19 protein-coding genes, 2 tRNA genes and 3 rRNA genes are annotated in these 25022 nt (G+C 51.8%); 17 read left to right on the forward strand and 7 right to left on the reverse strand.

The annotated features are described in order from the left end of the window. Positions 1-66: 66 nt before the first annotated feature. Positions 67-408 (forward strand): alkylphosphonate utilization protein, encoded by a 342-nt coding sequence (locus H6585_13535; GenBank protein ID MCB9449355.1) that lies wholly within the window; start codon positions 67-69, stop codon positions 406-408. A 29-nt stretch (positions 409-437) separates the two neighbouring features. After that, positions 438-1232, forward strand: a complete 795-nt coding sequence (locus H6585_13540) for a class I SAM-dependent methyltransferase (GenBank protein ID MCB9449356.1) — start codon at positions 438-440, stop codon at positions 1230-1232. Between the two features lie 86 nt (positions 1233-1318). Here the strand turns inward: H6585_13540 and rrf are convergent. From rrf to H6585_13570, 6 genes are all read right to left on the reverse strand, one after another. Next, positions 1319-1430 (reverse strand): 5S ribosomal RNA (gene rrf, locus H6585_13545). Between the two features lie 87 nt (positions 1431-1517). Continuing rightward, positions 1518-4394 (reverse strand): 23S ribosomal RNA (locus H6585_13550). 209 nt (positions 4395-4603) lie between these two features. Beyond that, positions 4604-4677 (reverse strand) — tRNA-Ala (locus H6585_13555). Positions 4678-4777: 100 nt separating this feature from the next. Next, a tRNA-Ile gene (locus H6585_13560) sits at positions 4778-4851 on the reverse strand. A 134-nt stretch (positions 4852-4985) separates the two neighbouring features. Beyond that, positions 4986-6516 (reverse strand): 16S ribosomal RNA (locus H6585_13565). Together the 16S, 23S and 5S rRNA genes with 2 tRNA genes alongside form the textbook arrangement of a ribosomal RNA operon. A gap of 272 nt (positions 6517-6788) precedes the next feature. Further along, positions 6789-7487 carry an SDR family oxidoreductase gene (locus H6585_13570; GenBank protein ID MCB9449357.1) on the reverse strand — a complete coding sequence of 233 codons (699 nt, stop codon included), beginning with the start codon at positions 7485-7487 and terminating at the stop codon, positions 6789-6791. A 130-nt stretch (positions 7488-7617) separates the two neighbouring features. On the opposite strand from H6585_13570, the gene H6585_13575 reads away from it, so the two are divergent. Then, a complete protein-coding gene (locus H6585_13575; GenBank protein ID MCB9449358.1) occupies positions 7618-8154 on the forward strand; it encodes a hypothetical protein in 537 nt (178 codons plus the stop codon). On the opposite strand, the gene H6585_13580 is transcribed toward H6585_13575, so the two are convergent. After that, entirely contained in the window at positions 8151-8927 is a 777-nt protein-coding gene (locus H6585_13580; GenBank protein MCB9449359.1) for an alpha/beta hydrolase, read from the reverse strand. The genes H6585_13575 and H6585_13580 overlap by 4 nt on opposite strands. Positions 8928-9196: 269 nt before the next feature. Here H6585_13580 and mraZ point away from each other — a divergent pair, with 269 nt between their 5' ends. From mraZ to ftsZ, 14 genes are read left to right on the forward strand one after another with little or no spacing between them, the layout of a single operon-like run. Then, positions 9197-9670 carry a division/cell wall cluster transcriptional repressor MraZ gene (mraZ, locus tag H6585_13585; GenBank protein MCB9449360.1) on the forward strand — a complete coding sequence of 158 codons (474 nt, stop codon included), beginning with the start codon at positions 9197-9199 and terminating at the stop codon, positions 9668-9670. After that, entirely contained in the window at positions 9660-10565 is a 906-nt protein-coding gene (rsmH, locus tag H6585_13590; GenBank protein ID MCB9449361.1) for a 16S rRNA (cytosine(1402)-N(4))-methyltransferase RsmH, read from the forward strand. Before mraZ ends, rsmH begins: the two co-directional genes overlap by 11 nt. Continuing rightward, on the forward strand, positions 10562-10918 hold the full coding sequence (locus tag H6585_13595; protein ID MCB9449362.1) for a hypothetical protein: 357 nt from the start codon (positions 10562-10564) through the stop codon (positions 10916-10918). The genes rsmH and H6585_13595 overlap by 4 nt, the downstream gene beginning before the upstream one ends. Position 10919: 1 nt before the next feature. Next, positions 10920-13043, forward strand: coding sequence for a transpeptidase family protein (locus H6585_13600; protein MCB9449363.1), 2124 nt, complete (start codon positions 10920-10922; stop codon positions 13041-13043). Continuing rightward, a complete protein-coding gene (locus tag H6585_13605; protein MCB9449364.1) occupies positions 13040-14503 on the forward strand; it encodes a UDP-N-acetylmuramoyl-L-alanyl-D-glutamate--2,6-diaminopimelate ligase in 1464 nt (487 codons plus the stop codon). The genes H6585_13600 and H6585_13605 overlap by 4 nt, the downstream gene beginning before the upstream one ends. Continuing rightward, on the forward strand, positions 14503-15804 hold the full coding sequence (locus tag H6585_13610) for a phospho-N-acetylmuramoyl-pentapeptide-transferase (GenBank protein ID MCB9449365.1): 1302 nt from the start codon (positions 14503-14505) through the stop codon (positions 15802-15804). The genes H6585_13605 and H6585_13610 overlap by 1 nt, the downstream gene beginning before the upstream one ends. Position 15805: 1 nt before the next feature. Next, entirely contained in the window at positions 15806-17140 is a 1335-nt protein-coding gene (gene murD, locus H6585_13615) for a UDP-N-acetylmuramoyl-L-alanine--D-glutamate ligase (GenBank protein ID MCB9449366.1), read from the forward strand. Between the two features lies 1 nt (position 17141). Then, a complete protein-coding gene (locus H6585_13620; protein MCB9449367.1) occupies positions 17142-17690 on the forward strand; it encodes a hypothetical protein in 549 nt (182 codons plus the stop codon). Next, entirely contained in the window at positions 17690-18880 is a 1191-nt protein-coding gene (locus tag H6585_13625; protein MCB9449368.1) for an FtsW/RodA/SpoVE family cell cycle protein, read from the forward strand. Before H6585_13620 ends, H6585_13625 begins: the two co-directional genes overlap by 1 nt. Then, positions 18867-19982 (forward strand): undecaprenyldiphospho-muramoylpentapeptide beta-N-acetylglucosaminyltransferase, encoded by a 1116-nt coding sequence (gene murG / locus H6585_13630; GenBank protein MCB9449369.1) that lies wholly within the window; start codon positions 18867-18869, stop codon positions 19980-19982. The genes H6585_13625 and murG overlap by 14 nt, the downstream gene beginning before the upstream one ends. Beyond that, a complete protein-coding gene (locus H6585_13635; GenBank protein ID MCB9449370.1) occupies positions 19982-21388 on the forward strand; it encodes a UDP-N-acetylmuramate--L-alanine ligase in 1407 nt (468 codons plus the stop codon). The genes murG and H6585_13635 overlap by 1 nt, the downstream gene beginning before the upstream one ends. Then, complete coding sequence (locus H6585_13640) at positions 21385-22167, forward strand: hypothetical protein (protein MCB9449371.1); 783 nt, start codon at positions 21385-21387, stop codon at positions 22165-22167. The genes H6585_13635 and H6585_13640 overlap by 4 nt, the downstream gene beginning before the upstream one ends. 5 nt (positions 22168-22172) lie before the next feature. After that, complete coding sequence (gene ftsA, locus H6585_13645) at positions 22173-23444, forward strand: cell division protein FtsA (GenBank protein MCB9449372.1); 1272 nt, start codon at positions 22173-22175, stop codon at positions 23442-23444. Between the two features lie 43 nt (positions 23445-23487). Further along, a complete protein-coding gene (gene ftsZ, locus H6585_13650) occupies positions 23488-24954 on the forward strand; it encodes a cell division protein FtsZ (GenBank protein ID MCB9449373.1) in 1467 nt (488 codons plus the stop codon). Positions 24955-25022 lie beyond the last annotated feature (68 nt).

Below are 25022 nucleotides of genomic sequence, written 5' to 3' on the forward strand. Positions count from 1 at the left end.
AGCGTACATTCGAAAGAATACCACGAAGTTCTGTTCTGAATAAAACCAAAACCAAACACATCCACCATGTCAGATGAAATGAAAACCTGTCCCCAGTGCAAATCACCTTATGGCTATGCATCCGGGGACGCAATGTATACCTGTCCGGAATGCAGCAACGAATGGAATCCGGATGAAGCACAGAACGGCGATGTAACCAAAGTACTTGATGCCAACGGCAACGAACTGCAGAATGGCGACAGCGTGATCATCATCAAAAACCTGCCGGTTAAAGGCGCACCCAAACCCATCAAGGCCGGCACGAAAGTGAAAAACATCCGGCTCACCGACGGCGACCACAACATCGATTGCAAGGTGGATGGCTTCGGCTCGATGGCGTTGAAATCGGAGTTTGTGCGGAAAGCATAGTTGAGGTTCTTGTAAAACAAACTTTACCCATGAACCAAGCCACCGACAACTGGAGCAGCAGCAACCCCTATGAATATTTCATGGGAAGATGGAGCCGCCGCATGGCACCCGTTTTTCTGGACTGGCTGAAGCCCTCTCCCGACTTGAATTGGCTGGACCTGGGTTGCGGAACCGGTGCGTTGAGCGAAACCATCCTTGCGCATGGCCGACCGGCCCGTTTGATCTGCACGGATCCATCGCAGGATTTTCTTCAGCAAACACAAGAAAGGCTGGCTGGTAAAGCAGATTTTGCCGTGGGCAATGCCGGTGCTATTCCTGTGGATAGTAACACAGTGGATGTGCTGGTGTCCGGACTCGCGCTGAACTTTTTTCCTGACCTGCCCGCAGCACTTGCTGAAATGAAACGGGTAGTGAAACCGGGAGGCACCATTGCCGCCTATGTGTGGGACTATGCCGGCCGGATGGATTTTCTTCGAATCTTCTGGGACATCGCCTGTGAACTTCACCCGGAAGCATGCCACCTGGATGAAGGCATCCGTTTCCCCATCTGCCACGCTGATCGGTTGGAAGGCGCTTTCCGGGAAGCAGGGTTGACTGAAATAAGTACGGCTCATCTCGACGTGAATACCGTATTTGAAAATTTTGAGGATTACTGGAATCCCTTTTTAAGCAAACAGGGGCCTGCACCCGGTTTCGTCGCTACGTTATCAGATCACCAAAAAGAGGCGTTGAGAGAAGCGCTTTACACCAAGCTGCATTCGCGTAAGGATGCTCGCATCTCGTTGCTTGCCCGGGCGATTGCGGTGAAAGGAATAAACAATTAAATCCCACCTATAAAGAAAGCCCTGGTAGCGTAGTCTAACTAAAGGGCAAAAAAAAAGCCCCTCGTTTACACAAGGGGCTTTTAGAAAACTGGCGACGACATACTCTCCCAGGAGTTACCCCAGTACCATCTGCGCAAGTGAGCTTAACTTCTCTGTTCGGAATGGTAAGAGGTGAGCCTCACTGCAATAGCCGCCAAAACTTGTTATCCGCCAGCAGGCGAAAATAAGTTTGACATCCAAGCGAAAGAGAAAACGAATTTAATGTTAACCACAGGAATTGGGTCTAATCAGAAAGCTACGGGTCATTAGTACTGCTCAGCTTTGACATTACTGCCTTTACACCTGCAGCCTATCAACGTCATCGTCTATGACGGCCCTTAAAAGAAACCTCATCTTGAGGCGAGCTTCGCGCTTAGATGCTTTCAGCGCTTATCTCTTCCACACATGGCTACCCTGCGGTGCAGCTGGCGCCACAACAGGTATACCAGAGGTATGTCCGCCTCGGTCCTCTCGTACTAGAGGCAGGCCCTCTCAAGTTTCTAACGCCCACAACAGATAGGGACCGAACTGTCTCACGACGTTCTGAACCCAGCTCGCGTGCCACTTTAATGGGCGAACAGCCCAACCCTTGGGACCTTCTCCAGCCCCAGGATGTGACGAGCCGACATCGAGGTGCCAAACCCCCCCGTCGATGTGAGCTCTTGGGGGAGATCAGCCTGTTATCCCCGGAGTACCTTTTATCCTTTGAGCGATGGCCCTTCCATGCGGAACCACCGGATCACTATGTCCTACTTTCGTATCTGCTCGACTTGTCGGTCTCACAGTTAAGCACCCTTTTGCCATTGCACTCTACGCACGGTTACCAAGCGTGCTGAGGGTACCTTTGAAAGCCTCCGTTACTCTTTTGGAGGCGACCACCCCAGTCAAACTACCCACCAAACACTGTCTCCCGTTTTGCGGGATTAGGCTCCAAACAAGCGAAGGGTGGTATTTCAAGGACGACTCCACCATGCCTAGCGGCATAGCTTCAAAGTCTCCCACCTATCCTACACATCACTTGTCCAAAGTCAATGTTAAGCTATAGTAAAGGTTCACGGGGTCTTTCCGTCCCGTTGCGGGTAATCGGCATCTTCACCGATACTTCAATTTCACCGAGCTCGTGGCCGAGACAGTGCCCAGATCGTTACACCATTCGTGCAGGTCGGAACTTACCCGACAAGGAATTTCGCTACCTTAGGACCGTTATAGTTACGGCCGCCGTTTACCGGGGCTTCAGTCAAGCGCTTCTCCGAAGATGACGCCCTTCCTTAACCTTCCGGCACCGGGCAGGTGTCAGACCCTATACATCGTCTTTCGACTTAGCAGAGTCCTGTGTTTTTGCTAAACAGTCGCCTGGGCCTGGTCACTGCGCCCCGCCGTTAAGCGGGGGCCCTTTCTCCCGAAGTTACAGGGCTAATTTGCCTAGTTCCTTAGCCACGGATCACTCGAGCACCTTAGGATTCTCTCCTCGACTACCTGTGTCGGTTTGCGGTACGGGTAGCCAGTGTCTGAAGCTTAGAGGTTTTTCTTGGAAGTATGATTAGGACCATTATCCGCTTGTCCGAAGACTCGCGGTACTATCACCTTTCAGCAAGACGTGCGGATTTGCCTACACATCCTATACCTACGGGTTTCAACGCACTATTCCGTCAGTGCGCAGGTCTTTCACGACTCCGTCACCCCATCGCAACACTGGCTAGTTCAGGAATATTAACCTGATGTCCATCGACTACGCCGTTCGGCTTTGCCTTAGGACCCGACTAACCCTGATCCGATTAACGTTGATCAGGAAACCTTAGTCTTACGGTGGGCGGGTTTCTCGCCCGCCTTATCGTTACTTATGCCTACATTTTCTTTTCCAGACGCTCCAGCAGACCTTACGATCCACCTTCGACGCAGACTGGAATGCTCCCCTACCGATTTTTCAATCCCATAGCTTCGGTAGCATGCTTAATGCCCGAGTATTATCCACGCCAGATCGCTCGACTAGTGAGCTGTTACGCACTCTTTAAATGAATGGCTGCTTCCAAGCCAACATCCTAGCTGTCAATGCAATCCGACCACGTTAGATCAACTTAGCATACATTTGGGGACCTTAGCTGATGGTCTGGGTTCTTTCCCTCTCGGCACAGGACCTTAGCACCCTATGCCTCACTCCCGAGTATATGTCATAGCATTCGGAGTTTGTCAGGGGTTGGTAGGCGGTGAAGCCCCCTAGCCCTATCAGTAGCTCTACCTCTATGACACTCAACCTCGAGGCTGTACCTAAATACATTTCGGGGAGTACGAGCTATTTCTCAGTTTGATTGGCCTTTCACCCCTACCCACAACTCATCCAAAAACTTTTCAACGTTTACTGGTTCGGTCCTCCACCCCGTGTTATCGGGGCTTCAACCTGGTCATGGGTAGATCACAAAGTTTCGCGTCTGCCTCTACTAACTATTCGCCCTATTCAGACTCGCTTTCGCTTCGGCTCCATCCGTCTACGGACTTAACCTTGCTAGTAAAGAGCAACTCGTAGGCTCATTATGCAAAAGGCACGCAGTCATCCCTTACGGGACTCCTACCGCTTGTAAGCGCACGGTTTCAGGTTCTATTTCACTCCCTTGTTCAGGGTGCTTTTCACCTTTCCTTCACAGTACTGGTTCGCTATCGGTCTCTCAGGAGTATTTAGCCTTACCGGATGGTTCCGGCTGCTTCAGACAGGATTTCACATGTCCCGCCCTACTCAGGATACTGCTAAGTATTGCATTGATTTCGTGTACGGGACTATCACCCGCTATGGTTCAACTTTCCAGAAGTATTCCACTATCAATACAAAGTCTATGTTGCAGTCCTACAACCCCCCGCCAGCCGTAACTGGACAGGGTTTGGGCTCTTCCCCTTTCGCTCGCCGCTACTCAGGGAATCACGTTTGTTTTCTCTTCCTCCGGGTACTTAGATGTTTCAGTTCTCCGGGTTAGCACCTTTCGGTGGTACCACTCCATGGTACCGGGTTGCCCCATTCGGAAATCTACGGATCGACGGTTGCTTGCACCTTCCCGTAGCTTATCGCAGCTTAGCCACGTCCTTCATCGCCTCTGAGAGCCAAGGCATCCACCATACGCTCTTAATTACTTTCTTGATTATATCAATTTAGATGCCTGTGTTTTAACAGAAAAACTCGTATTCTCTTTCAAGATGTCAAAGAACTTTACTCAGAACAAATTGCGAACAATGTGTCTGAAAAAGTGAATATTAATGGATTCGAACCATTTCATCACAAAAATGACGTCCCCCGGCGGGATATATTCCTAATGTCAGAAGAACGAAACTATTTTTACTTCAAAATGTGGAGGATATCGGATTCGAACCGATGACCCCCTGCTTGCAAAGCAGGTGCTCTAGCCAGCTGAGCTAATCCCCCGGTGTTGCACTTCTGCGTAAATGCGCAATTGCGCATGGGAAATCGACTCAGTCATTCGGCCATCATCGGCACGCCTTGCCGTTGACTTTAACGCGCGCAGTAGTCCCGCGCGGATTTGAACCGCGGACCTCTACATTATCAGTGTAGCGCTCTAACCAACTGAGCTACGGGACTATTAATCTTCGCTCAATTGCGCGAGAGTGATCCCACTGAAGAAGCAATGTTTCGTTAAATGAAGTTTTGGCAGTAGAGCAGGTTCCGTCACAATTTGTGAACGAATCACAGTTGTGACCGGTAAAAGGCCTCTCTAGAAAGGAGGTGTTCCAGCCGCACCTTCCGGTACGGCTACCTTGTTACGACTTAGCCCCAGTCACCAGTTTTACCCTAGGCCGCTCCTTGCGGTTACGGACTTCAGGTACCCCCGGCTTCCATGGCTTGACGGGCGGTGTGTACAAGGCCCGGGAACGTATTCACCGCGCCGTTGCTGATGCGCGATTACTAGCGATTCCAGCTTCATGAAGTCGAATTGCAGACTTCAATCCGAACTGAGACCGATTTTAGAGATTAGCATCCTGTCACCAGGTAGCTGCCCATTGTATCGGCCATTGTAGCACGTGTGTAGCCCTGGACGTAAGGGCCGTGCTGACTTGACGTCATCCCCGCCTTCCTCACGGCTTGCGCCGGCAGTTTCCTTAGAGTCCCCAGCATTACCTGTTGGCAACTAAGGATAGGGGTTGCGCTCGTTATGGGACTTAACCCGACACCTCACGGCACGAGCTGACGACAGCCATGCAGCACCTTGCACCTTGTTCCGAAGAAAAGTCTCGTTTCCGAGACGGTCAAAGTGCATTCAAGCCCAGGTAAGGTTCCTCGCGTATCATCGAATTAAACCACATGCTCCACCGCTTGTGCGGGCCCCCGTCAATTCCTTTGAGTTTCAACCTTGCGATCGTACTCCCCAGGTGGATCACTTATCGCTTTCGCTTGGTCGCTGACAATGTATCGCCAACAACTAGTGATCATCGTTTACAGCGTGGACTACCAGGGTATCTAATCCTGTTTGCTCCCCACGCTTTCGTGCCTGAGCGTCAGTTACAGTTTGGTAAGCTGCCTTCGCAATCGGTGTTCTGTGTCATATCTAAGCATATCACCGCTACATGACACATTCCGCCTACCTCATCTGTACTCAAGAACAACAGTATCAATGGCAGTTCTGCAGTTGAGCTGCAGGATTTCACCACTGACTTATTATTCCGCCTACGCACCCTTTAAACCCAATGAATCCGGATAACGCTTGGATCCTCCGTATTACCGCGGCTGCTGGCACGGAGTTAGCCGATCCTTATTCATACGGTACCGTCAGTTTCGCACACGTGCAAAAGTTTCTTCCCGTATAAAAGCAGTTTACAACGAACTAGCGCTGTCATCCTGCACGCGGCATGGCTGGGTCAGAGTTGCCTCCATTGCCCAATATTCCTTACTGCTGCCTCCCGTAGGAGTCTGGTCCGTGTCTCAGTACCAGTGTGGGGGATCATCCTCTCAGACCCCCTAGACATCGTAGCCTTGGTGAGCCGTTACCTCACCAACTAGCTAATGTCACGCATGCCCATCTCTAACCGCCGGAGCTTTAAAATCAGAACCATGCGATTCCGAAGTACTATGGGGTATTAATCCCGATTTCTCGGAGCTATTCCCCAGTTAGAGGTAGGTTGCATACGCGTTACTCACCCGTGCGCCGGTCGTCGACTCCCTATTGCTAGGGATCGTTACCCCTCGACTTGCATGTATTAAGCCTGCCGCTAGCGTTCATCCTGAGCCAGGATCAAACTCTCCATAGTAATATAATCGTCTCCGATTATTACGGAAAAATGTCCTGGCCAAATTACCGAACGAGGTTTGTTTAAAACAATTACTCGTGGATACCTGTTCTACTAGCCTTAAAACTTCAATTCTTCAAAGAACTTTTCTATCGCTCATCGTGGTCGAACCACGCTTTTGGCTTTCTTTTCACCCTCAGATCATTTCCAAAGGGGATGCAAAGGTAACCACGTTTTTCATTCTTGCAAACATTCCTGTGTTTTTTTTGTAAATTTTTTTCGCGGGCATCTTTTTTAAGGCGTTGACGAAGACACCGGAAGTACCTTCCCATTATAGTATTTCCAGGCCTCCAGAGCAAATTGTGCAATGTATACCGCCATGTCTTTCGGTTGAAGGTCGGCCTTGTATCCCGGGAAAGCCTGAGCCAGCATTTCTGTCTGAACCGCTCCAAGCGCAAGTGCATTTACACGCACACCGGAATCTTTCCATTCCTCCGCCAGACATTCTGTAAGTATTGAAACCGCGCCCTTGGATGCACTGTATACTGACAGTCCAGGAAACTTGGCACTACCCTGCACCCCGCCCATGCTGCTTATATTAACCACATGCTTGATATGGCCACGCTCCAAATGGGTTTTGAGTGCCGCACTCAACAGCAATGCACCTCCGGCATTAATCCTGAATGACCTGTCGATCTCTTCTGCTGACAAAGCTGTAGCGCTGCCCTTAATCAAATAGCCTGCATTGTTGACCAACACATCCAACGCTTCAGTCTCTTTTCCTATCCGGGCAACTGCATCCTTAATGGATCCGGCATCTTCCAAGTCCAAACAAATCGGAACAATCCGTTCACCCTTGATCTCATTTAGGCCTGAAGGGTTGCGTGTGAGGGCAAACACCCGGTGTCCATGTGAAGCAAACAACTCCACAAGTACTTTGCCAATGCCGCGGCTGGCCCCGGTTACGGCTATGTTCCTTGAAATTCTGTCCATGTTGTTCTCTTGATTCAAAATATGATGCTGTGGGTAAAAGCCCTATTCAAAGATATGAATTCACTTCAGCCGCTTGCAGAAGCGTTTCCTTACCTTCACCTTTGCAATACGAACCCTATACCCAACCCGAATGAAGCAAATCGTTGTCCTTTTGGTATGGATCATTGCCGGTGTAAGCGCAATGGCGCAGAATCCATCAGCCGCACCAACAGGACCATCGAGTCCGTTCCAATCCGGCGGTGGATTTTCACTTGGAGGAAATATCGGATTGCAATTCGGTGACATTACTGCTATCGATCTTTCGCCCACTGTCGCTTACAACATTACCGAAAGGTGGCAGATTGGCACAGGTGTTACGTACCAATACATCCGGGACAAACAGCTGGCCATCTCCCTGAACATGTATGGAGGACGACTGTTCACCAGGTACTACATTCTGGAAAACATCTTTGCCCAATCCGAATATGAATTGTTGGGCGTCAGCCTGAAGGATGATTCAGGCAACCATGAGAACTACACGTTGGAAGCGCTGTACCTGGGCGGAGGCATCAGACAACAACTAGGCGGAAACAGCAACCTGATCATTACAGGGTTGTGGAATGTGCTTGACGGCCGTTATGCGCGGGAGAATCCGGTCATCCGCGTAGGGTTCGAATTTGGGCTCTAACCCCCGATCTTCCCGCCAAAGAGTCGTGTCAGCCAATCGTCCAGGATCGCATTGAATTGCTCCGGCTGCTCCATCATAGGCGCATGACAGCATTGATCTATCCAATGAAGCTCCGAATGCGGTAGCAAACGATGAAAGTCCTCAGCTACTTCAGGAGGAGTGATGTGGTCGTTTTTTCCCCATATCAAACAAACAGGCACTTCTATCTTATGCACCTCCTTTGACATGTTGTGCCGGATGGCGGACTTTGCCAATGAGAGTATGCGAACCAGTTTGCCACGGTCGTTTACGATGGAAAAACACTCGTCAACCAGTTCTTTGGTTGCATGCTTCGGATCGTAAAACGTGACGGCTACCTTTTCCTTGATGTACTCATAGTCCTCACGCCTTGGAAATGTGTCGCCCATGGCCTTCTCATACAAACCGCTGCTACCCGTAAGCACCATCGAATGCAGGCGATCACCGAAGGTTACCGCATAAATGAGTGCCACGTGACCTCCCAGCGAATTACCCAGCAAGGTCACCTGGTCGTAATTGCGAAACTTGATGAACCGGTGAATGTATTTCGCCAGGTTCTTGACATTGGTTTCCAGAACAGGTAAAGTATAGATCGGCATCAGCGGGATCACAACCCGGTATCGGTCCGCAAAATGGCCGATCACATCCTGAAAGTTACTGAGCGCACCGAACAATCCGTGCAAAAGCATGATCGTGTGCCCCTGGCCCACTTCCACGTATTTGAATTCGCCTTCTTCTTGAATTTTGTATTCCATAGGTTGCAAATGAATGCGCTAAAAATAAGACAAACAAATTTACCAGACAGCTAAAGCGCAATTTTCAACCACACCCCTGGAAACATCAGCCCTTCTCACCAATTCTCCCACTTACTACCACCATTCCCTCAAAAACCGTTTTCCACTTCCAATCATAACCAACCGCAACAATTTGAAATCCCACCCGTTAAAAGTTTTCAACAAAGTGGTAAATTGTGGTAAATTGTGGTAACTGATTGTCTATATTTACACTCAAAAAACTATTCTGAATGTCAGAATTCATAGGGGAATATGTGTGCAGGCTGGACGCCAAAGGCAGGTTTATGTTGCCTGTCGGCCTCCGCAAGCAGATGTCTCCCGAAGCCCGGGACAGCTTCGTGCTGAATCGTGGTTTCGAGCAGCATCTGACGCTGTACCCTATGGACGAATGGCAAAAGATCACGGCTCAACTGAAGAAACTAAATCTCTTTGTAGCCAAGAACAGAAAGTTTTACAGGCAGTTCCACAATGGTGCCACGGTACTCGCCCTGGATACAACAGGTCGGCTTCTGCTACCGAAGCCATTGATGAATTTCGCCGGGATAGGAAAAGACGTGACCCTGTTTGCCTACGCCAACAGGATCGAAGTTTGGGCCAACGATGTGTATGAAAATGTCATGAAGGACACGGAAGACTTTGCATCGCTGGCCGAAGAGGTGATGGGTTCGCTGCCGCAGCAGGGCGAGGAGGGAAATGTATCATGAACCTGTACTCCTCGAAGCATGCATTCGGGGACTGAACATTGAACAACCAGGGGTTTATGTGGACGCCACCTTCGGAGGCGGGGGACACAGCAAATCCATCCTTGAAAGAATAACACGCGACAGCAGGCTGCTGGCATTTGATCAGGATCCGGATGCCGCTGCCAACACAACAGACGATGAAAGGTTCACTTTGGTAAACCAAAATTTCCGGTATTTGAAAAGGTACCTCAAGCTGCATAAAGCCATTCCGGCAATCGGCATCCTCGCCGATCTGGGTGTTTCCTCTCACCAGTTCGACACCCCCGGAAGAGGTTTCTCCCTCCGTTTCGACGGCCCCCTTGACATGAGAATGGATCCAATGCTCCCCCGATCCGCTGGTGACATCATTCGCGAATACAGTTCTGAAGCACTTGCAAATATGCTCCGCCTGTATGGTGAATTACCACAGGCAAATGCCCTAGCCCGCACCATCAGCATCGTACGACAAAACACCACCATCAACACCACCTTCCAACTGCGTGATGCCATCAGTAAGCACCTGCCACGAGGGAAGGAAAACAGCATGCTGGCCAGGGTCTTTCAAGCCATCCGCATTGAAGTCAACGATGAATTAAGTGCATTGCGGGAATTCCTTGAGCAATGCACCGAAGTGATTGCGGAAGGCGGCCGCCTCGTGGTCATCTCCTACCATTCCCTGGAAGATCGGTTGGTGAAAAACTTCATGCGCAGCGGCAACTGGGAAGGTGAAATCAAAACAGACTTGAAAGGGAATGTTCTGGCACCCTTCAAACCGGTCATCCGAAAAGCCATACAGCCAGATGAGCAGGAAATACTGACGAACCCCCGGGCACGCAGCGCCAAACTCCGGATCGCGGAAAGAACCTCATGGGCATGAACGAAAAGAAAAAGAAAAGAAACAACCCGCTCAAAACCCTGGTGAGAACCATCCTGATGGTAATCACAGGAAAAGTATTGTCGGAAAAGGGCAACGAAAAAATGGTGCCCTACATCCTCTTCCTGACTTTTCTGGGCATCCTTTACATCGCCAACATCCATTTCGCGGAACGTACCGTGCGCGAAATGAACCATGTGAACCAGGAATTAAAAGAACTCCAAAGCGAATACATCACAACACGCTCTGAACTCATGTACAGGAGCAAGCAATCACACGTAGCCGAAGTACTCGAACCCTTGGGCATCAAAGAATCAAGGATACCGCCCAAAAAGATCGTGACAGGGAAAAAATAAGATGGCGAAAGCGAAGAACAATACCCTCTGGAGGATTTACCTGGTGTACTTTTGCATCAGCCTCTTCGCCATTCTCATTTTCGCCCAGGTTGTCCGCATCCAAACCACCGAACGCAGCCACTGGTTGCAACTGGCGGAAGAACAAACGATGCGATATGTAGATATTGATGCGGCTCGCGGCAATATTTTCGCACAGGATGGCAGCCTCCTAGCCACCTCCATCCCCATCTATGAAATGCGCATGGACCCCAGCAGGGACGTTATTCCCGACTCGGTGTTCAATACCCGCATTGATTCACTGGGTCTTTGTTTATCAAGACTTTTTAAGGACAAATCCCCAAAGCAATACGTAGCCCACATCCGAAATGGACGCAAGCACGGCAACCGGTACCTCCTCATCCAACGGAATGTGCGGTATACCGAACTGAAAACAGCCAAAGAATTTCCCATTTTCCGACTGGGCCGGTTCAAGGGCGGACTCATTTTCACTCAAAAGAACCGGCGGATTAAACCCTTCCAATTACTCGCATCACGCACGATAGGATACGATCGCGAAGGCATCCAGTCGGTGGGCCTGGAAGCCGCATACCGCGATTACCTCAAAGGGGTAGGTGGAAAAAGACTGATGCAACGAATCAGTGGCAATCTCATGATGCCGGTGAATGACAAGAATTTCATTGAACCGCAGGATGGGTACGACATCGTGACCACCCTGGATGTGAACCTGCAGGACGTGGCCGAACATGCGCTCCTCTATCAACTTGAAAAACACAACGCCCACCACGGCTCTGTGGTGCTGATGGAAGTCAAAACCGGCCGTATCAAAGCCATCGCTAACCTCACAAGACGTACCGACGACACCTATGATGAAGTCTACAACTATGCCATAGGAGAGAGCACCGAACCGGGTTCTACTTTTAAACTGGCATCACTCATGGCCGGCTATGAAGATGGATTGATTTCACCTGAGGACAGCGTGGATACAAAGAAGGGAAAGACCAGGTTCTACGACCGCATCATGAATGATGCCCACGAAGGTGGATTTGGCAAGATCACAGCTCAGCGTGCCTTTGAAGTATCTTCCAATGTTGGTGTTTCCCTGCTGATCAACAACGCGTACGGACAGCATCCGGAAAAGTTTGTGGAACGGTTACATACCATGGGATTGGGCACCAAGCTAGGACTTGACATTCCGGGTGAGGGGAAACCTTACCTCAAGGAACGCAAAGACCCGTCGTGGTCCGGTATCACATTGCCCTGGATGTCCATCGGCTACGAAACCACCATGACACCCCTTCAGATACTGACCTTCTATAATGCGGTGGCCAACAACGGCAAAATGGTGAAACCACAATTCGTGGAGGAAGTGAAGGAGCGCGGCAAAACCATCAGAAAATTCAAGACGGAAGTCCTGAACCCATCCATCTGCTCAGCCAAAACCATTGCCAATGCCAGGAAAATGATGGAAGGCGTGGTTGACAGCGGTACCGCCATCAACCTGCGGAATTCCATCTACCCGATCGCCGGTAAAACAGGAACCGCCCAGATCGCCAACGCCAAGTACGGTTATAAGGGATCCGGCTTGAGCTACCAGGCTTCCTTCGTGGGTTATTTCCCGGCAGACGATCCCGCCTACTCCTGTATCGTGGTGGTGAACGCACCCTCCAACAACGTTTACTACGGCAACCTCGTCGCCGGCCCCATCTTTAAGGAAATTGCCGATAAAGTATATGCCGGCAGCCTCAACATGCACGAAGCCATCAACCTGGCTGATGCAGCCCATGCACCCCTGCCCAGAACAAAAGTGGGTTTGCAGAAAGAAACCACAACCGTACTGAACGCCCTCCAAATTCCTGTCAAAAATGAGAGCGATACTTCCGAATGGGTGATCATCGACCGAAGTGACAGCACCTTCACCATACAGAACAAGCGCATCGGAAACGAATTGAAAAACGGCTTTGTTCCCAACCTGTCGGGTATGGGTGCAAGCGATGCCCTCTACATACTTGAGAATTACGGACTCCTGGTGGAACTGAACGGCGCCGGCCGCGTGATCGCGCAAAGCATTCCTCCCGGAACCCGGTTCAAGTGGGGTCAAACCATACAACTCGACCTGGCGACATGATGGTGTTGAAAGAAATACTGTACAAGGCAGGCATCCGCGACGTGCTCGGCTCCACCGATGTGGTGATCACTTCGATGACCTTTGATTCACGTCATGCGGAAACATACGGCCTGTTCGTGGCGATCAGGGGAGAGAAGTCGGACGGCCATGATTACATCGCACAGGCGATCGAGAACGGTGCCGCAGCCATCGTGTGCGAAACCTTCCCGGATGAGATCCGCAAGGAGATCACCTATGTGCAGGTGAACGACAGTCAGCAGGCCCTGGGGCAGATGGCTTCCAATTTTTATGGGAATCCCTCTCAAAAAATCAAGCTGGTGGGTGTCACCGGAACGAACGGAAAAACAACCATTGCCACCCTTCTATACAAACTGTTCAACAACCTGGGACACCCATCCGGCTTGCTTTCTACCATCAGCTATCGCATCGGGCATGAAGAGATTCCCGCCACCCACACCACCCCGGATGCCATCCGGATCAACGAAATGCTGGCACGCATGGTGGAGAAGCATTGCACCCATTGCTTCATGGAGGTGAGTTCCCATGCCGTTCAGCAGGGACGCACGTCGGGCCTGACATTCACCGGCGGAATCTTCACCAACCTGACCCACGATCACCTCGACTACCACGGTTCGTTCGATGCCTACCTGAAGGCCAAAAAGAAGTTCTTCGATCAGCTACCGCAGGATGCTTTTGCGCTGGTGAACAAAGATGACGTGCACGGTGAGATCATGATCCAGAACTGCAAGGCACTGAGAAAAACATATGCATGCCACCACCTGGCAGATTTCAAGTGCAAGATCCTCGACAACCAGTTCTCCGGACTTCACCTCCTGCTGGATGACACCGAAATCTGGACCAAACTCATCGGAAGCTTCAACGCCTCCAATATGCTGGCGATTTACGGAGCTGCGCTGTTGCTTGGAGAAGATCGCATGGATGTGCTCACCGCCATCAGCAACCTCAACCCGGTTGAAGGACGCTTCCAGTACATACGGGCCGGAAATGTCACAGGCATCGTTGACTACGCACATACACCCGATGCGCTGGAAAATGTACTGGCAACCGTCGCCGATATCCGTACTGGAAATGAACAGGTGATCACCATCATCGGGTGCGGAGGTGACCGCGACAAAGCCAAACGACCCCTCATGGCCGCGATCGCTTGCAACCACAGCGACAAGGTGATCCTCACCTCAGATAATCCGAGAAGTGAAGACCCGCACACCATCATCAAGGATATGGAAGCCGGAGTACCCGGCGAACACGTGAGAAAATGCCTCACGATACCCGACAGGAGGGAGGCCATCAAAACCGCATGCGCACTGGCACGACCCGGAGACATCATCCTCCTGGCCGGAAAAGGCCACGAAAAATATCAGGAGATCAACGGTGTGCGACACCCGTTCGATGACCTGGAAGTACTGAAGATTCAATTTGACCTAACACTGAACCGGTAATGCTGTACTACCTGTTCTCATACCTGGATGCCCATTTCGATCTGCCCGGAGCAGGTGTGTTCCAATACATCTCCTTCCGCGCCGCCATGGCTGCCATCGTTTCACTGGTGGTATCCATGTTGTTCGGAAAGCGCATCATCCGGTTGCTGCACAGCAAACAGGTGGGTGAACCCATCCGCAAGCTCGGACTGGAAGGACAGGAAGAAAAGGAAGGCACACCCACCATGGGCGGACTCGTGATCATTTCCGCCATCCTCATACCCACCCTGCTTTTCGCCAAGGTGCTCAATGTGTACATCATCCTCATGATCGTAACCACCATCTGGTTGGGTGCCATCGGGTTCATCGATGACTATATCAAGGTATTCAAACGGGACAAGAAAGGCCTGGCCGGAAAGTTCAAGGTGCTCGGTCAGATCACCCTCGGCCTGATCGTAGGCTCGGTACTCTACTTCCACAAGGATGTGACGATCCGCGACAAACAAAACATGTACTACTATGACACCGGCGCCAGGAGTGAATTGATTCATAAAATCCCTGCAGATGCAAGCATGCCCATCAACGGCATTGATTCGCTGATCACCCGCGATGGCACAGATTTTAAGATCAGCCACGACGGACATTCAACCAAAACCACGATTCCGTTCTTTAAAAACAATGAACTCGAATACGCCCATCTCCTGCGGTTCCTGGGAGACGGTTATGAGAAATGGGCCTGGCTGATCTTCATCCCCATCGTGATCCTCATCGTGACTTCCGTGTCCAACGGGGCCAACATCACCGACGGACTGGACGGACTCGCCACCGGAACCGCCGCCATCATCGGCGCTACTTTGGCCGTGTTCGCCTACGTATCAGGTAACACCATTTTTGCCGATTACCTCAACATCATGTACATCCCCAATTCGGGTGAACTGGTGATCTTCATCAGCGCATTCGTGGGTGCATGTATCGGCTTCCTCTGGTACAACTCATTCCCCGCACAAGTGTTCATGGGCGACACGGGAAGCCTTGCCATCGGCGGCATCATCGCCGTATTCGCCATCGCCGTACGCAAAGAACTGCTCATCCCCATCCTCTGCGGAATTTTCCTCATGGAAAACCTGTCGGTGGTGATGCAGGTGTCCTACTTCAAATACACGAAAAAGAAATACGGTGAAGGCCGGCGCATTTTCAAAATGTCACCCCTCCACCACCATTACCAGAAACTAGGCTACCACGAATCAAAGATCGCCACCCGGTTCTGGATCATAGGTATCATGCTGGCCATCGTGACCATCGTGACATTGAAACTGAGATGATTTGACACAGATCGCAATCATAGGAGCCGGAGAAAGCGGAACAGGTGCAGCCATGCTAGCAAGCAAGCAGGGCCTGACAGCTTTTGTTTCCGACAAAGGCAAGATTGCAGATCATCACAAGGAAACGCTGCAACAGCTGGGAGTTGATTGGGAAGAAGGAATGCATTCCGAAGACCGCCTGATGCAGGCACAGGAATGGGTGGTAAGCCCGGGCATCCCGCTGCATGCGCCACTGCTTGAGAAAGCCAGGCGGGCCAATATCAACCTCATCTCCGAGGTGGAATTCGCCTGGCGGTATTGCAAGGGGAAAGTGATCGGTATCACGGGTAGCAACGGAAAAACCACCACCACACTGCTCACCTATCACATCCTTAAAAAAGCTGGCCTGGACGTTTGTGTAGGGGGAAATGTAGGAAAGAGCTTCGCAGGTCTTGTGGCTTCAGGTGATCATGCCTGGTATGTGATCGAACTGAGCAGTTTTCAGCTGGATGGGATCCAATCCTTCCGTCCGCACATCGCCATCCTGCTGAACATCACCCCCGATCACCTCGACCGCTACGAATACGACTTCAACCAATACGTGGCATCGAAGTTCCGCATCGGGATGAACCAGACCGAAGCCGACCATTTCATTTTCTGCCAGGATGACCCGGCCGTCACAGGCTACATGGAACAGCATCCGCAGCAGGCACATCAACACCCGTTCAGTTTGAACCACCAGCCCCAAAACGGGGCATACGCTACCCGTGACCAATTATTCATTCACCTTTCCCAAACCCCCTTCGCAATTATGATCCATCAACTCGCGCTGCAAGGAAAACACAACCTGTACAATTCTATGGCCGCTGCCATCGCTGCCCGTATCCTCGACATCAGGAACGATCTGATTCGCGAGAGCCTGACGGACTTCCAAAACATCGAACACAGGCTTGAACTGGTCGGAAGTGTACATGGCATCCGGTTCATCAATGATTCCAAAGCCACCAATGTGAATTCCGTATGGTACGCCCTGGAGAGCATGGAGAAACCCGTGATCTGGATCGCCGGCGGGATCGACAAGGGCAACGATTATTCCATGCTTGATGACCTTGTGAAGGAAAAAGTAAAGGCACTGATCTGCCTGGGTACCGATAACACCAAATTGCGCAATGCCTATGAAGGAAAGATCACCGATATACAGGAGGCCCACTCCGCCGAAGAAGCGGTGAAGATGGCCTACCGCCTGGGCCGGAAAGGAGATACCGTGCTGCTGTCGCCCGCATGTTCAAGTTTTGATCTGTTCGAGAACTACGAAGACCGCGGAAGACAATTCAAACAAGCCGTTAGATCCCTCTGATATGAGCAAATTCTTCAACCAATACGAATCCGGCAAGGAACCTGGACAACTCAAGGTTCAGTCCGCCAACCCTGCGCTGGTGAAAACCTCACATGCGCCCAAGTATGTGGAGCACCGTATGGAATTTGTGGCCCGCATCAAGGGTGTGGATTACATCAACCATTCCTGCGCCACAGGCCTGGAAGAGGTGTGGAGTTCCCTCGCCACGGCAAAAAAACCGGTGGTATGGATATCAGGCACCCTCGACCAGCAGGCCGATTACATGATGCTGGATGAAGTGGTGAAGGATAAAGTAACGGCCATCGTACACATCGGTGCGCAAAAGAATTTCAGGTTGATGCAGGCTTTCGGACGCTACATCAAAAACATCGTGGATGCCGGCAACATGGAAGAAGCCGTGCACTACGCCTTTTCCTTATCTAAACCGGAAGACATGGTGATCTTCTCGCCCGGATGCACCAGCTACGGCACCTATGCCAATTTCAGCGAACGCGGAAGGGAGTTTAAAAAAACCGTGATTGAAGTGTATAAAAGCCTGCTGAGAGAATGATGCACGCGCTGACACGGCTGATGAAAGGCGACCGGGTGATCTGGGCGGTGGTATTCCTATTGTCCCTGTTCTCCCTGCTGGCCGTTTACAGCTCAACCGGTACGCTGGCCTTCAAATACCAGGAAGGCAACACCGAGTATTACCTCATCAAACACCTGCTGCTGCTGATCGCCGGTTTCGGAATCATCATCCTGTTTCATACCATCCGCTACACCTATTATTCACGCCTGTCACAGATCGCGATCTTCATTTCCATTCCCCTGCTGCTGATCACCCTGCTCATGGGAACCAACCTTAACAGCGCCGATCGATGGCTCACGCTTCCGGGAGTAAACCTCACTTTCCAAACGTCTGACCTGGCCAAGCTCGCGCTCATCATTTATGTAGCCCGCCTGCTGTCAAAAAAACAACATATCATCTCCAATTTCAAGGAGGCATTCATCCCCATCATGCTTCCCATCTGCAGCGTGTGTGCGCTCATCCTGCCGGCAGATTTCTCTACGGCAGCCATCCTGTTCGTGACATGCATGCTGCTGATGTTCCTGGGTGGAATGAGCATCAAATACCTGTTGGGAGTGGGAGGTGCCGGAATCCTGCTTGGCGGTATCCTGTTGGTGGTGCTCTTCACCGTACCGGAATCATCCCTGCCCGGACGCTCACTCACCTGGAAACGCAGGCTTCAGGAATTCGGCATCGGAGCCGGACGTGAAGGACAACTGGCCACGAATCACGCAGAGAATAGCTACCAGGTGCAGCAATCAAAAATTGCCATCGCCGCCGGAGGGTTCCTTCCGAAAGGACCCGGTACCAGCCGCCAGCGAAACTTTCTGCCACACCCCTATTCGGATTTCATCTATGCCATCATTATTGAGGAATACGGATCCATCATCGGTGGCGGAGGCATCCTGCTGCTCTACCTGATCCTGCTCTACCGTGTGATCCTGCTGGCACTCAAAAACCCAGGATCTTTCGGAAGCGTGCTGGCCATGGGATGTGGCCTGCTGCTCATCTTCCAGGCCATGATCAACATGGCCGTAGCTGTTAACATCATGCCCGTGACCGGGCAAACCCTCCCGCTGGTTTCCATGGGAGGCACATCGATCCTGTTCACCTCGGCTGCCCTGGGCATCATCCTCAGTGTAAGCCGTGAAGTCGCACCCGAAAAAGTCCAGGCCCATGTCGCTGCGTAAGGTGATCATCAGCGGAGGCGGAACGGGCGGACACATCTTCCCGGCCATCGCCATTGCCAATGCGCTCAAACAAATGATCGAAGGCATCGACATCCTGTTCGTGGGAGCCATCGGTAAAATGGAAATGGAAAAGGTGCCTGCGGCAGGATATAAAATAGAAGGACTCCACATCAGCGGCCTCCAACGCAAACTCACCCTCCGCAACCTGGCGTTCCCGTTCAAGGTGATGCGCAGCCTGCTGGCGGCCGGCAGAATCCTGAAACGCTTCCAACCCGACGTGGTAGTGGGTGTAGGCGGTTATGCCAGCGGACCGTTGCTGTACATGGCCACCAATAAACACATCCCGGCACTCATCCAGGAACAGAACTCGTATGCCGGCATCACCAACCGCCTGCTGGCCAAAAAAGTGGATCGCATCTGTGTGGCATACGACCGGATGGACCGCTATTTCCCGAAAGAAAAACTCCTGCTGACCGGAAACCCGGTTCGCCAGGATATCACCGACCTCACATCCAAAAGGGAACAAGCCATCGCCCACTTCGGCTTTCATCCGCAACAAAAGATACTCCTGGTAATCGGGGGCAGTCTGGGTTCGGCCACGATCAACAAAAGCATACTGGCCGCCCTGCCGGCATTGACCGAAGCCGGTATTCAGGTGTTGTGGCAAACCGGTGCCTACTATCACGACTCCATGCTTGAAAAAGCCAAGCCCTTCCTCCAAAAAGGTGTGTCGGTGAATGCCTTCGTGAAAGAAATGGACCTCGCCTATGCCTGTGCCGACCTCGTGGTTTCCCGTGCCGGCGCCAGCTCCATTTCGGAGTTGTGCCTGGCCGCCAAACCCACCATCCTGATCCCTTCGCCCAACGTGGCAGAAGACCACCAGACCCGCAATGCCATGAGCCTGGTGGATAAACAGGCGACCGTGCTGGTGAAAGACAGTGAAGCACCTGTAAAACTGGGTGGAGAGATCCTGTCGCTGATGAAGGACGATGATCATCGTCAACAGCTGGCTCGGGCCATTGGCAACATGGCGGAACGCGATTCTGCAAAAAGGATCGCGGATGAAGTCATACGCATTTACGAAAGCCGGAAACGCTCATGATGCCATTCCAACATATCACCCATGTGTACCTGGTCGGGATCGGAGGGATCGGCATGAGCGGCCTGGCGCGCTATTTCAAACAACTGGGCAAACAGGTGGCAGGCTACGACAAAACCGCCACCCCGCTTACACGCAAACTACAGGCGGAAGGCATGGATATTTCTTTCTCCGACAAGGTGAAGGACATACCCGCCGGTTTCCGCGGGTCCGACAACATCGATCATGTACTGGTGATCTACACCCCGGCCATCCCTTCGGCTCATGAAGGGCTTCAATTCTTCAGGAGTGAAGGCTACGATATGCACAAGCGGGCGGCTGTGCTGGGCATGATCACCTCCCACCACAATACACTGGCTGTGGCGGGCACCCACGGAAAAACCACCACGTCATCCATCCTGGCGCATCTACTGCAGCAGGCAGGACTGCAGCCCACCGCTTTCATCGGAGGCATCATGCGCAACTACCAATCGAATGTGCTGCTTTCGAAAGACCCGACATGGATGGTGGTGGAAGCCGATGAATACGACCGTTCTTTCCTGCAACTGAATCCTTATATATCTGTCATCACCAGTCTGGATGCGGACCACCTTGACATATACGGTACAGCCTCAGACATGCGCCTCACCTACCAGGCATTCGCCGAACGCCTGTCGGAAAACGGCCGCCTATGGGTGAACCACCAGGCCTCCACCCGGGAGCTGGTACATCCGAACAAAGTCACTTATGGCCTCAGTCCCGATGCGGATTACCATGCCGGTAACGTGCACATCGAGCAGGGACATTATGTCTTTGACATCATTGGCCCCGATATGCACATCCCGTCGGTTACGTTCCACCTGCCCGGGCATCACAATGTGGAAAATGCCATAGCTGCCGCATGTGTGGCCTATTCGATCGGCATTGAAGAAGACATCATCCGGGATGGACTTGCCACCTACCAGGGTGTGAAAAGACGATTCGAATATGTGGTGAAGTCGCAACCGATGGTCTACATCGACGACTATGCCCATCACCCTTCCGAACTCAACGCATGCATACGGGCGGCAAGGGATTTCTACCCCGAACGTAAGATCACCGGCATCTTTCAGCCGCACCTGTTTTCGCGCACGCGCGACTTCATGGAAGGCTTTGCAGAAAGTTTGTCGGCCCTCGACTGCCTGATCCTGCTTGATATCTACCCTGCCCGGGAACTGCCCATCGACGGCATCACATCTTCGGCGCTCCTGGAAAAAGTACACATCAGCAACAAGATGCTTTGCACCAAGGAAGCCGCCGTGGAAAAAGCCATCGACAGCGGATCGGATCTCATCCTGACGCTGGGAGCCGGAGATATTGATGAACTGGTGGACAGACTCAGGGATGCCATCTGCGAAAAATTCTGCCTGGAAAAGGAGGACGCCGCATGAGAAAAGCACTGAACATATTCGCCGTATTGCTGGTGATCGCTTCGCTTGCCGGCATGATGGGGTTTGCATCACGCCAGCGTCATCAGGTAGTGTGCAAAGACATACAGGTGAAACTGACGAATAGCGACAAGTGGCATTTCCTTGAAGAAGATGCCATCAAAGAAATGCTGAAAGACATGGGCGCACCGGTATTGCAACAACCGGTGAACGAGATACCCCTGGCCATGCTGGAGAACAAACTCAGAAACAATCCATACGTCAAGCGTGCGGATCTGTATATCACGCTCGACGGTCACCTGGAAGCCAAGGTCACCCAAAGAGAACCGATCGCCCGCATCATGGCAGGCCCGGGAAGAAGTTATTACCTGGATCGCGATGGTGTATTCATGCCTCCTTCGCCACATTATGCCGCCCACGTACCGGTGATCAACGGATACCTCCGGATTCCCTACCTGGCAGGATCTTCTGTCATGGAACACGCTGTTCCCACGTCAGACAGCATTGTACTGCGCGACCTCTACAGACTGGTGCAGTTCATCCACGGTGATGCATTCTGGCAGGCCCAGATCGAACAGATTTACGTGAACGAACGCAAAGACATCGAACTGATCCCGCGGGTGGGCGACCACCGCATCATTCTGGGTTCCGTCGACCAGATGGAAGACAAGTTTTCGAAACTTCGAATCTTTTACACGGAAGGTCTGAACCATACGGACTGGAACCTGTATTCGACCATAAATCTCAAGTATAAAAACCAAATCATCTGCACTAAACGGTAAGCGCTATGGAATCATCGGAAATCGTCGTTGGCCTCGACATCGGCACCACAAAGATCTGTGCCATCGTAGGCCGGAAAAATGAATACGGAAAAATAGAAATCATCGGTATGGGTAAAACCGAATCGGTGGGTGTGATGCGCGGCGTCGTATCCAACATCGAGAAGACGGTTCAATCCATCTCCGAGGCGATCCAGGAAGCCGGCAATGCTTCCGGTGTGGACATCCGCATTGTGAACGTAGGCATTGCGGGCCAACACATCAAAAGCCTCCAGCACCGTGGCATCCGCACGCGTTCCAGCCTGGACGAGGAAATCAACCAGGGTGATATCGATGCGCTGATCGATGACATGTATAAGCTGGTGATGCTCCCCGGCGAAGAGATCATTCATGTGATCCCGCAGGAGTATATTGTAGATGCAGAACAAGGGATCAAAGATCCCATCGGTATGTCGGGCATCAGACTCGAAGCCAATTTCCATATCATTACCGGACAAATCGCAGCGGCCAAGAACATTCACAAATGTGTACACAAGTGCGGACTCGAAGTATCCGAACTGGTGCTTGAACCCCTTGCTTCCTCAGAAGCCGTGCTGAGTGAAGAAGAAAAAGAAGCAGGTGTGGCCTTGGTCGATATCGGTGGCGGTACCACTGACATCGCCATCTTCCAGGACGGGATCATCCGTCATACAGCGGTGATTCCGTTCGGGGGTAATGTGGTGACGGATGATATCAAGGAAGGATGCGGCATCATCCGCAACCATGCCGAAGCCCTGAAGGTGAAATTCGGCTCCGCACTCGCCAGCGAGAACCAGGAGAATGAGATCGTATCCATTCCGGGTCTGCGGGGTCGCGAACCGAAAGAGATCTCCGTAAAGAACCTGGCGCACATCATCCAGGCCCGCATGGAAGAGATCATCGAGAACATTTATTACGAAATCAGGAATTCGGGACTGGAAAACAAGCTGATCGCCGGCATCGTGGTTACTGGCGGCGGATCACAGCTGCGCCACATCGCCCAGCTCTTCCAATACGTCACCGGCATGGATACACGCATCGGCTATCCGAACGAACACCTTGCCTCGGGCTACCTGGATGAAGTGAAAAGTCCGGCCTATGCCACCGGCATCGGTTTGGTGATCAAAGGGCTCGAATATTCAGAAAAACAAAAGAGCAAGGGTTCTCCCGTCAAATCCCATTCAAAGAAAACCAAGGGGAACTTCTTCGATACCATCTTCAGCAAAAGCAAACAATGGCTGGATGAAGACATCAATGAGTAATCAATCAAGTAATCAATAGGAGGCTGCTATGGATAAACCAATGATCAATTTCGACTTGCCCAAAGACCAATCATCCATCATCAAGGTGGTTGGCGTGGGCGGCGGCGGAAGCAACGCCGTTAATCACATGTACCGCCAGGGAATCACCGGGGTGGATTTTATCATTTGCAACACGGATGCGCAGGCACTGGACATCAGTCCGGTCCCAACCAAGATCCAGCTGGGTGCCAACCTGACCGAGGGCAGGGGCGCCGGATCAATTCCGGAGGTAGGAAAAAATGCCGCCCTGGAAAACATCAATGAAATCATGGACTACCTCGCCACCAATACCAAGATGGTGTTCATCACCGCCGGCCTGGGAGGTGGAACAGGTACCGGAGCTGCACCCATCATTGCAGCTGCCGCCAAGGAAAGAGGTATCCTGACGGTGGGTATCGTGACCATCCCCTTCACCTTTGAAGGCCGGAAACGTCGCCTGCAAGCAGAAGAAGGCCTCAATGCCTTGCGCAGCAACGTGGACACCCTACTGGTGATCAGCAACGACAGGCTGCGTGAGATGTACGGTAACCTCTCTCTGGCCAACGCTTTCGCCGAAGCGGATAACATCCTCACCACCGCAGCCAAGGGCATCGCGGAGATTATCACGGTGACAGGCTATATCAATGTGGACTTCGAAGACGTACGCACCGTTATGACCGACAGCGGCGCCGCCATCATGGGCTCGGCCACCTGCGAAGGTGAAAACCGTGCCATCAAGGCCATTGAATCGGCCATGGCATCACCCCTGCTGAACGACAACAACATCAAAGGTGCCAAGTACATCCTGCTCAACATCACCTCAGGCCAGGATGAGGTATTGATGGATGAAATCACAGAGATCACGGATTATATCCAGGATGAAGCCGGCTCCTCCGCCGACATCATCTGGGGTACGGGCCACGACGAAAGCCTGGGCAACCGCATCTCCGTAACACTCATCGCCACCGGCTTCCAAACCAACCCGGACACGGGTCTTACCACGGATCACCAGGTACAGAAAGTGGTGCGTAGCCTGGTGGATGATGAACCGAAGGAAGCACCGAAAGCGCCCTCTACCTCTGAACCGGAGATCTACCAGAAACCGGCAAACACACAACCGGCAAAGTCAGACGAACAAGTGAGCATCGAGTTTGACCTGCGGGTGAAACAGGACAAACAGCCAAATCCATCCACTGAAAAAAACCCGGACGTATACAACCCGCTGCCACTCGAAAACCAGGAGAAAAAAGCCCAGGAACGCATCCACAAACTGAAAGAGCTCAGCTTCAAACTGCGCACACCCTCGGGTTTGAGCGACCTGGAAAACGAACCGGCATATAAAAGAAGAAATGTGACCCTCGACCAGGTGCCACATTCATCTGAGTCGCAAGTTTCAAGGTATACGCTTTCCGAGCCGGACGATGAGTCAGGCGACGAAGGGCAAAGCAAGCTGAAGCCCAACAATCCGTTCCTGCACGATAACGTAGATTAAGTTACATGCAGGTCTTGATCCGGCTGGAAGAAAGTTGCTAACTTCATGCCTGACTCTGTCATGAACCA

The sequence above is a fragment of the Flavobacteriales bacterium genome, from assembly GCA_020635855.1.
In the GTDB taxonomy this organism is placed as follows: Bacteria; Bacteroidota; Bacteroidia; order JACJYZ01; family JACJYZ01; genus JACJYZ01.

Bases quoted from the DNA above. Each gene is read 5' to 3' on its own strand.
- ftsA (MCB9449372.1), top strand. From the start codon at position 22,173: ATGGAATCATCGGAAATCGTCGTTGGCCTCGACATCGGCACCACAAAG.
- H6585_13605 (MCB9449364.1), top strand. From the start codon at position 13,040: ATGATGGTGTTGAAAGAAATACTGTACAAGGCAGGCATCCGCGACGTG.
- H6585_13540 (MCB9449356.1), top strand. From the start codon at position 438: ATGAACCAAGCCACCGACAACTGGAGCAGCAGCAACCCCTATGAATAT.
- H6585_13570 (MCB9449357.1), bottom strand. From the start codon at position 7,487: ATGGACAGAATTTCAAGGAACATAGCCGTAACCGGGGCCAGCCGCGGC.
- murG (MCB9449369.1), top strand. From the start codon at position 18,867: ATGTCGCTGCGTAAGGTGATCATCAGCGGAGGCGGAACGGGCGGACAC.
- H6585_13595 (MCB9449362.1), top strand. From the start codon at position 10,562: ATGAACGAAAAGAAAAAGAAAAGAAACAACCCGCTCAAAACCCTGGTG.
- rsmH (MCB9449361.1), top strand. From the start codon at position 9,660: ATGTATCATGAACCTGTACTCCTCGAAGCATGCATTCGGGGACTGAAC.
- H6585_13600 (MCB9449363.1), top strand. From the start codon at position 10,920: ATGGCGAAAGCGAAGAACAATACCCTCTGGAGGATTTACCTGGTGTAC.
- H6585_13575 (MCB9449358.1), top strand. From the start codon at position 7,618: ATGAAGCAAATCGTTGTCCTTTTGGTATGGATCATTGCCGGTGTAAGC.
- H6585_13640 (MCB9449371.1), top strand. From the start codon at position 21,385: ATGAGAAAAGCACTGAACATATTCGCCGTATTGCTGGTGATCGCTTCG.
- H6585_13620 (MCB9449367.1), top strand. From the start codon at position 17,142: ATGAGCAAATTCTTCAACCAATACGAATCCGGCAAGGAACCTGGACAA.
- H6585_13610 (MCB9449365.1), top strand. From the start codon at position 14,503: ATGCTGTACTACCTGTTCTCATACCTGGATGCCCATTTCGATCTGCCC.
- H6585_13535 (MCB9449355.1), top strand. From the start codon at position 67: ATGTCAGATGAAATGAAAACCTGTCCCCAGTGCAAATCACCTTATGGC.
- H6585_13580 (MCB9449359.1), bottom strand. From the start codon at position 8,927: ATGGAATACAAAATTCAAGAAGAAGGCGAATTCAAATACGTGGAAGTG.
- mraZ (MCB9449360.1), top strand. From the start codon at position 9,197: ATGTCAGAATTCATAGGGGAATATGTGTGCAGGCTGGACGCCAAAGGC.
- H6585_13625 (MCB9449368.1), top strand. From the start codon at position 17,690: ATGCACGCGCTGACACGGCTGATGAAAGGCGACCGGGTGATCTGGGCG.
- H6585_13635 (MCB9449370.1), top strand. From the start codon at position 19,982: ATGCCATTCCAACATATCACCCATGTGTACCTGGTCGGGATCGGAGGG.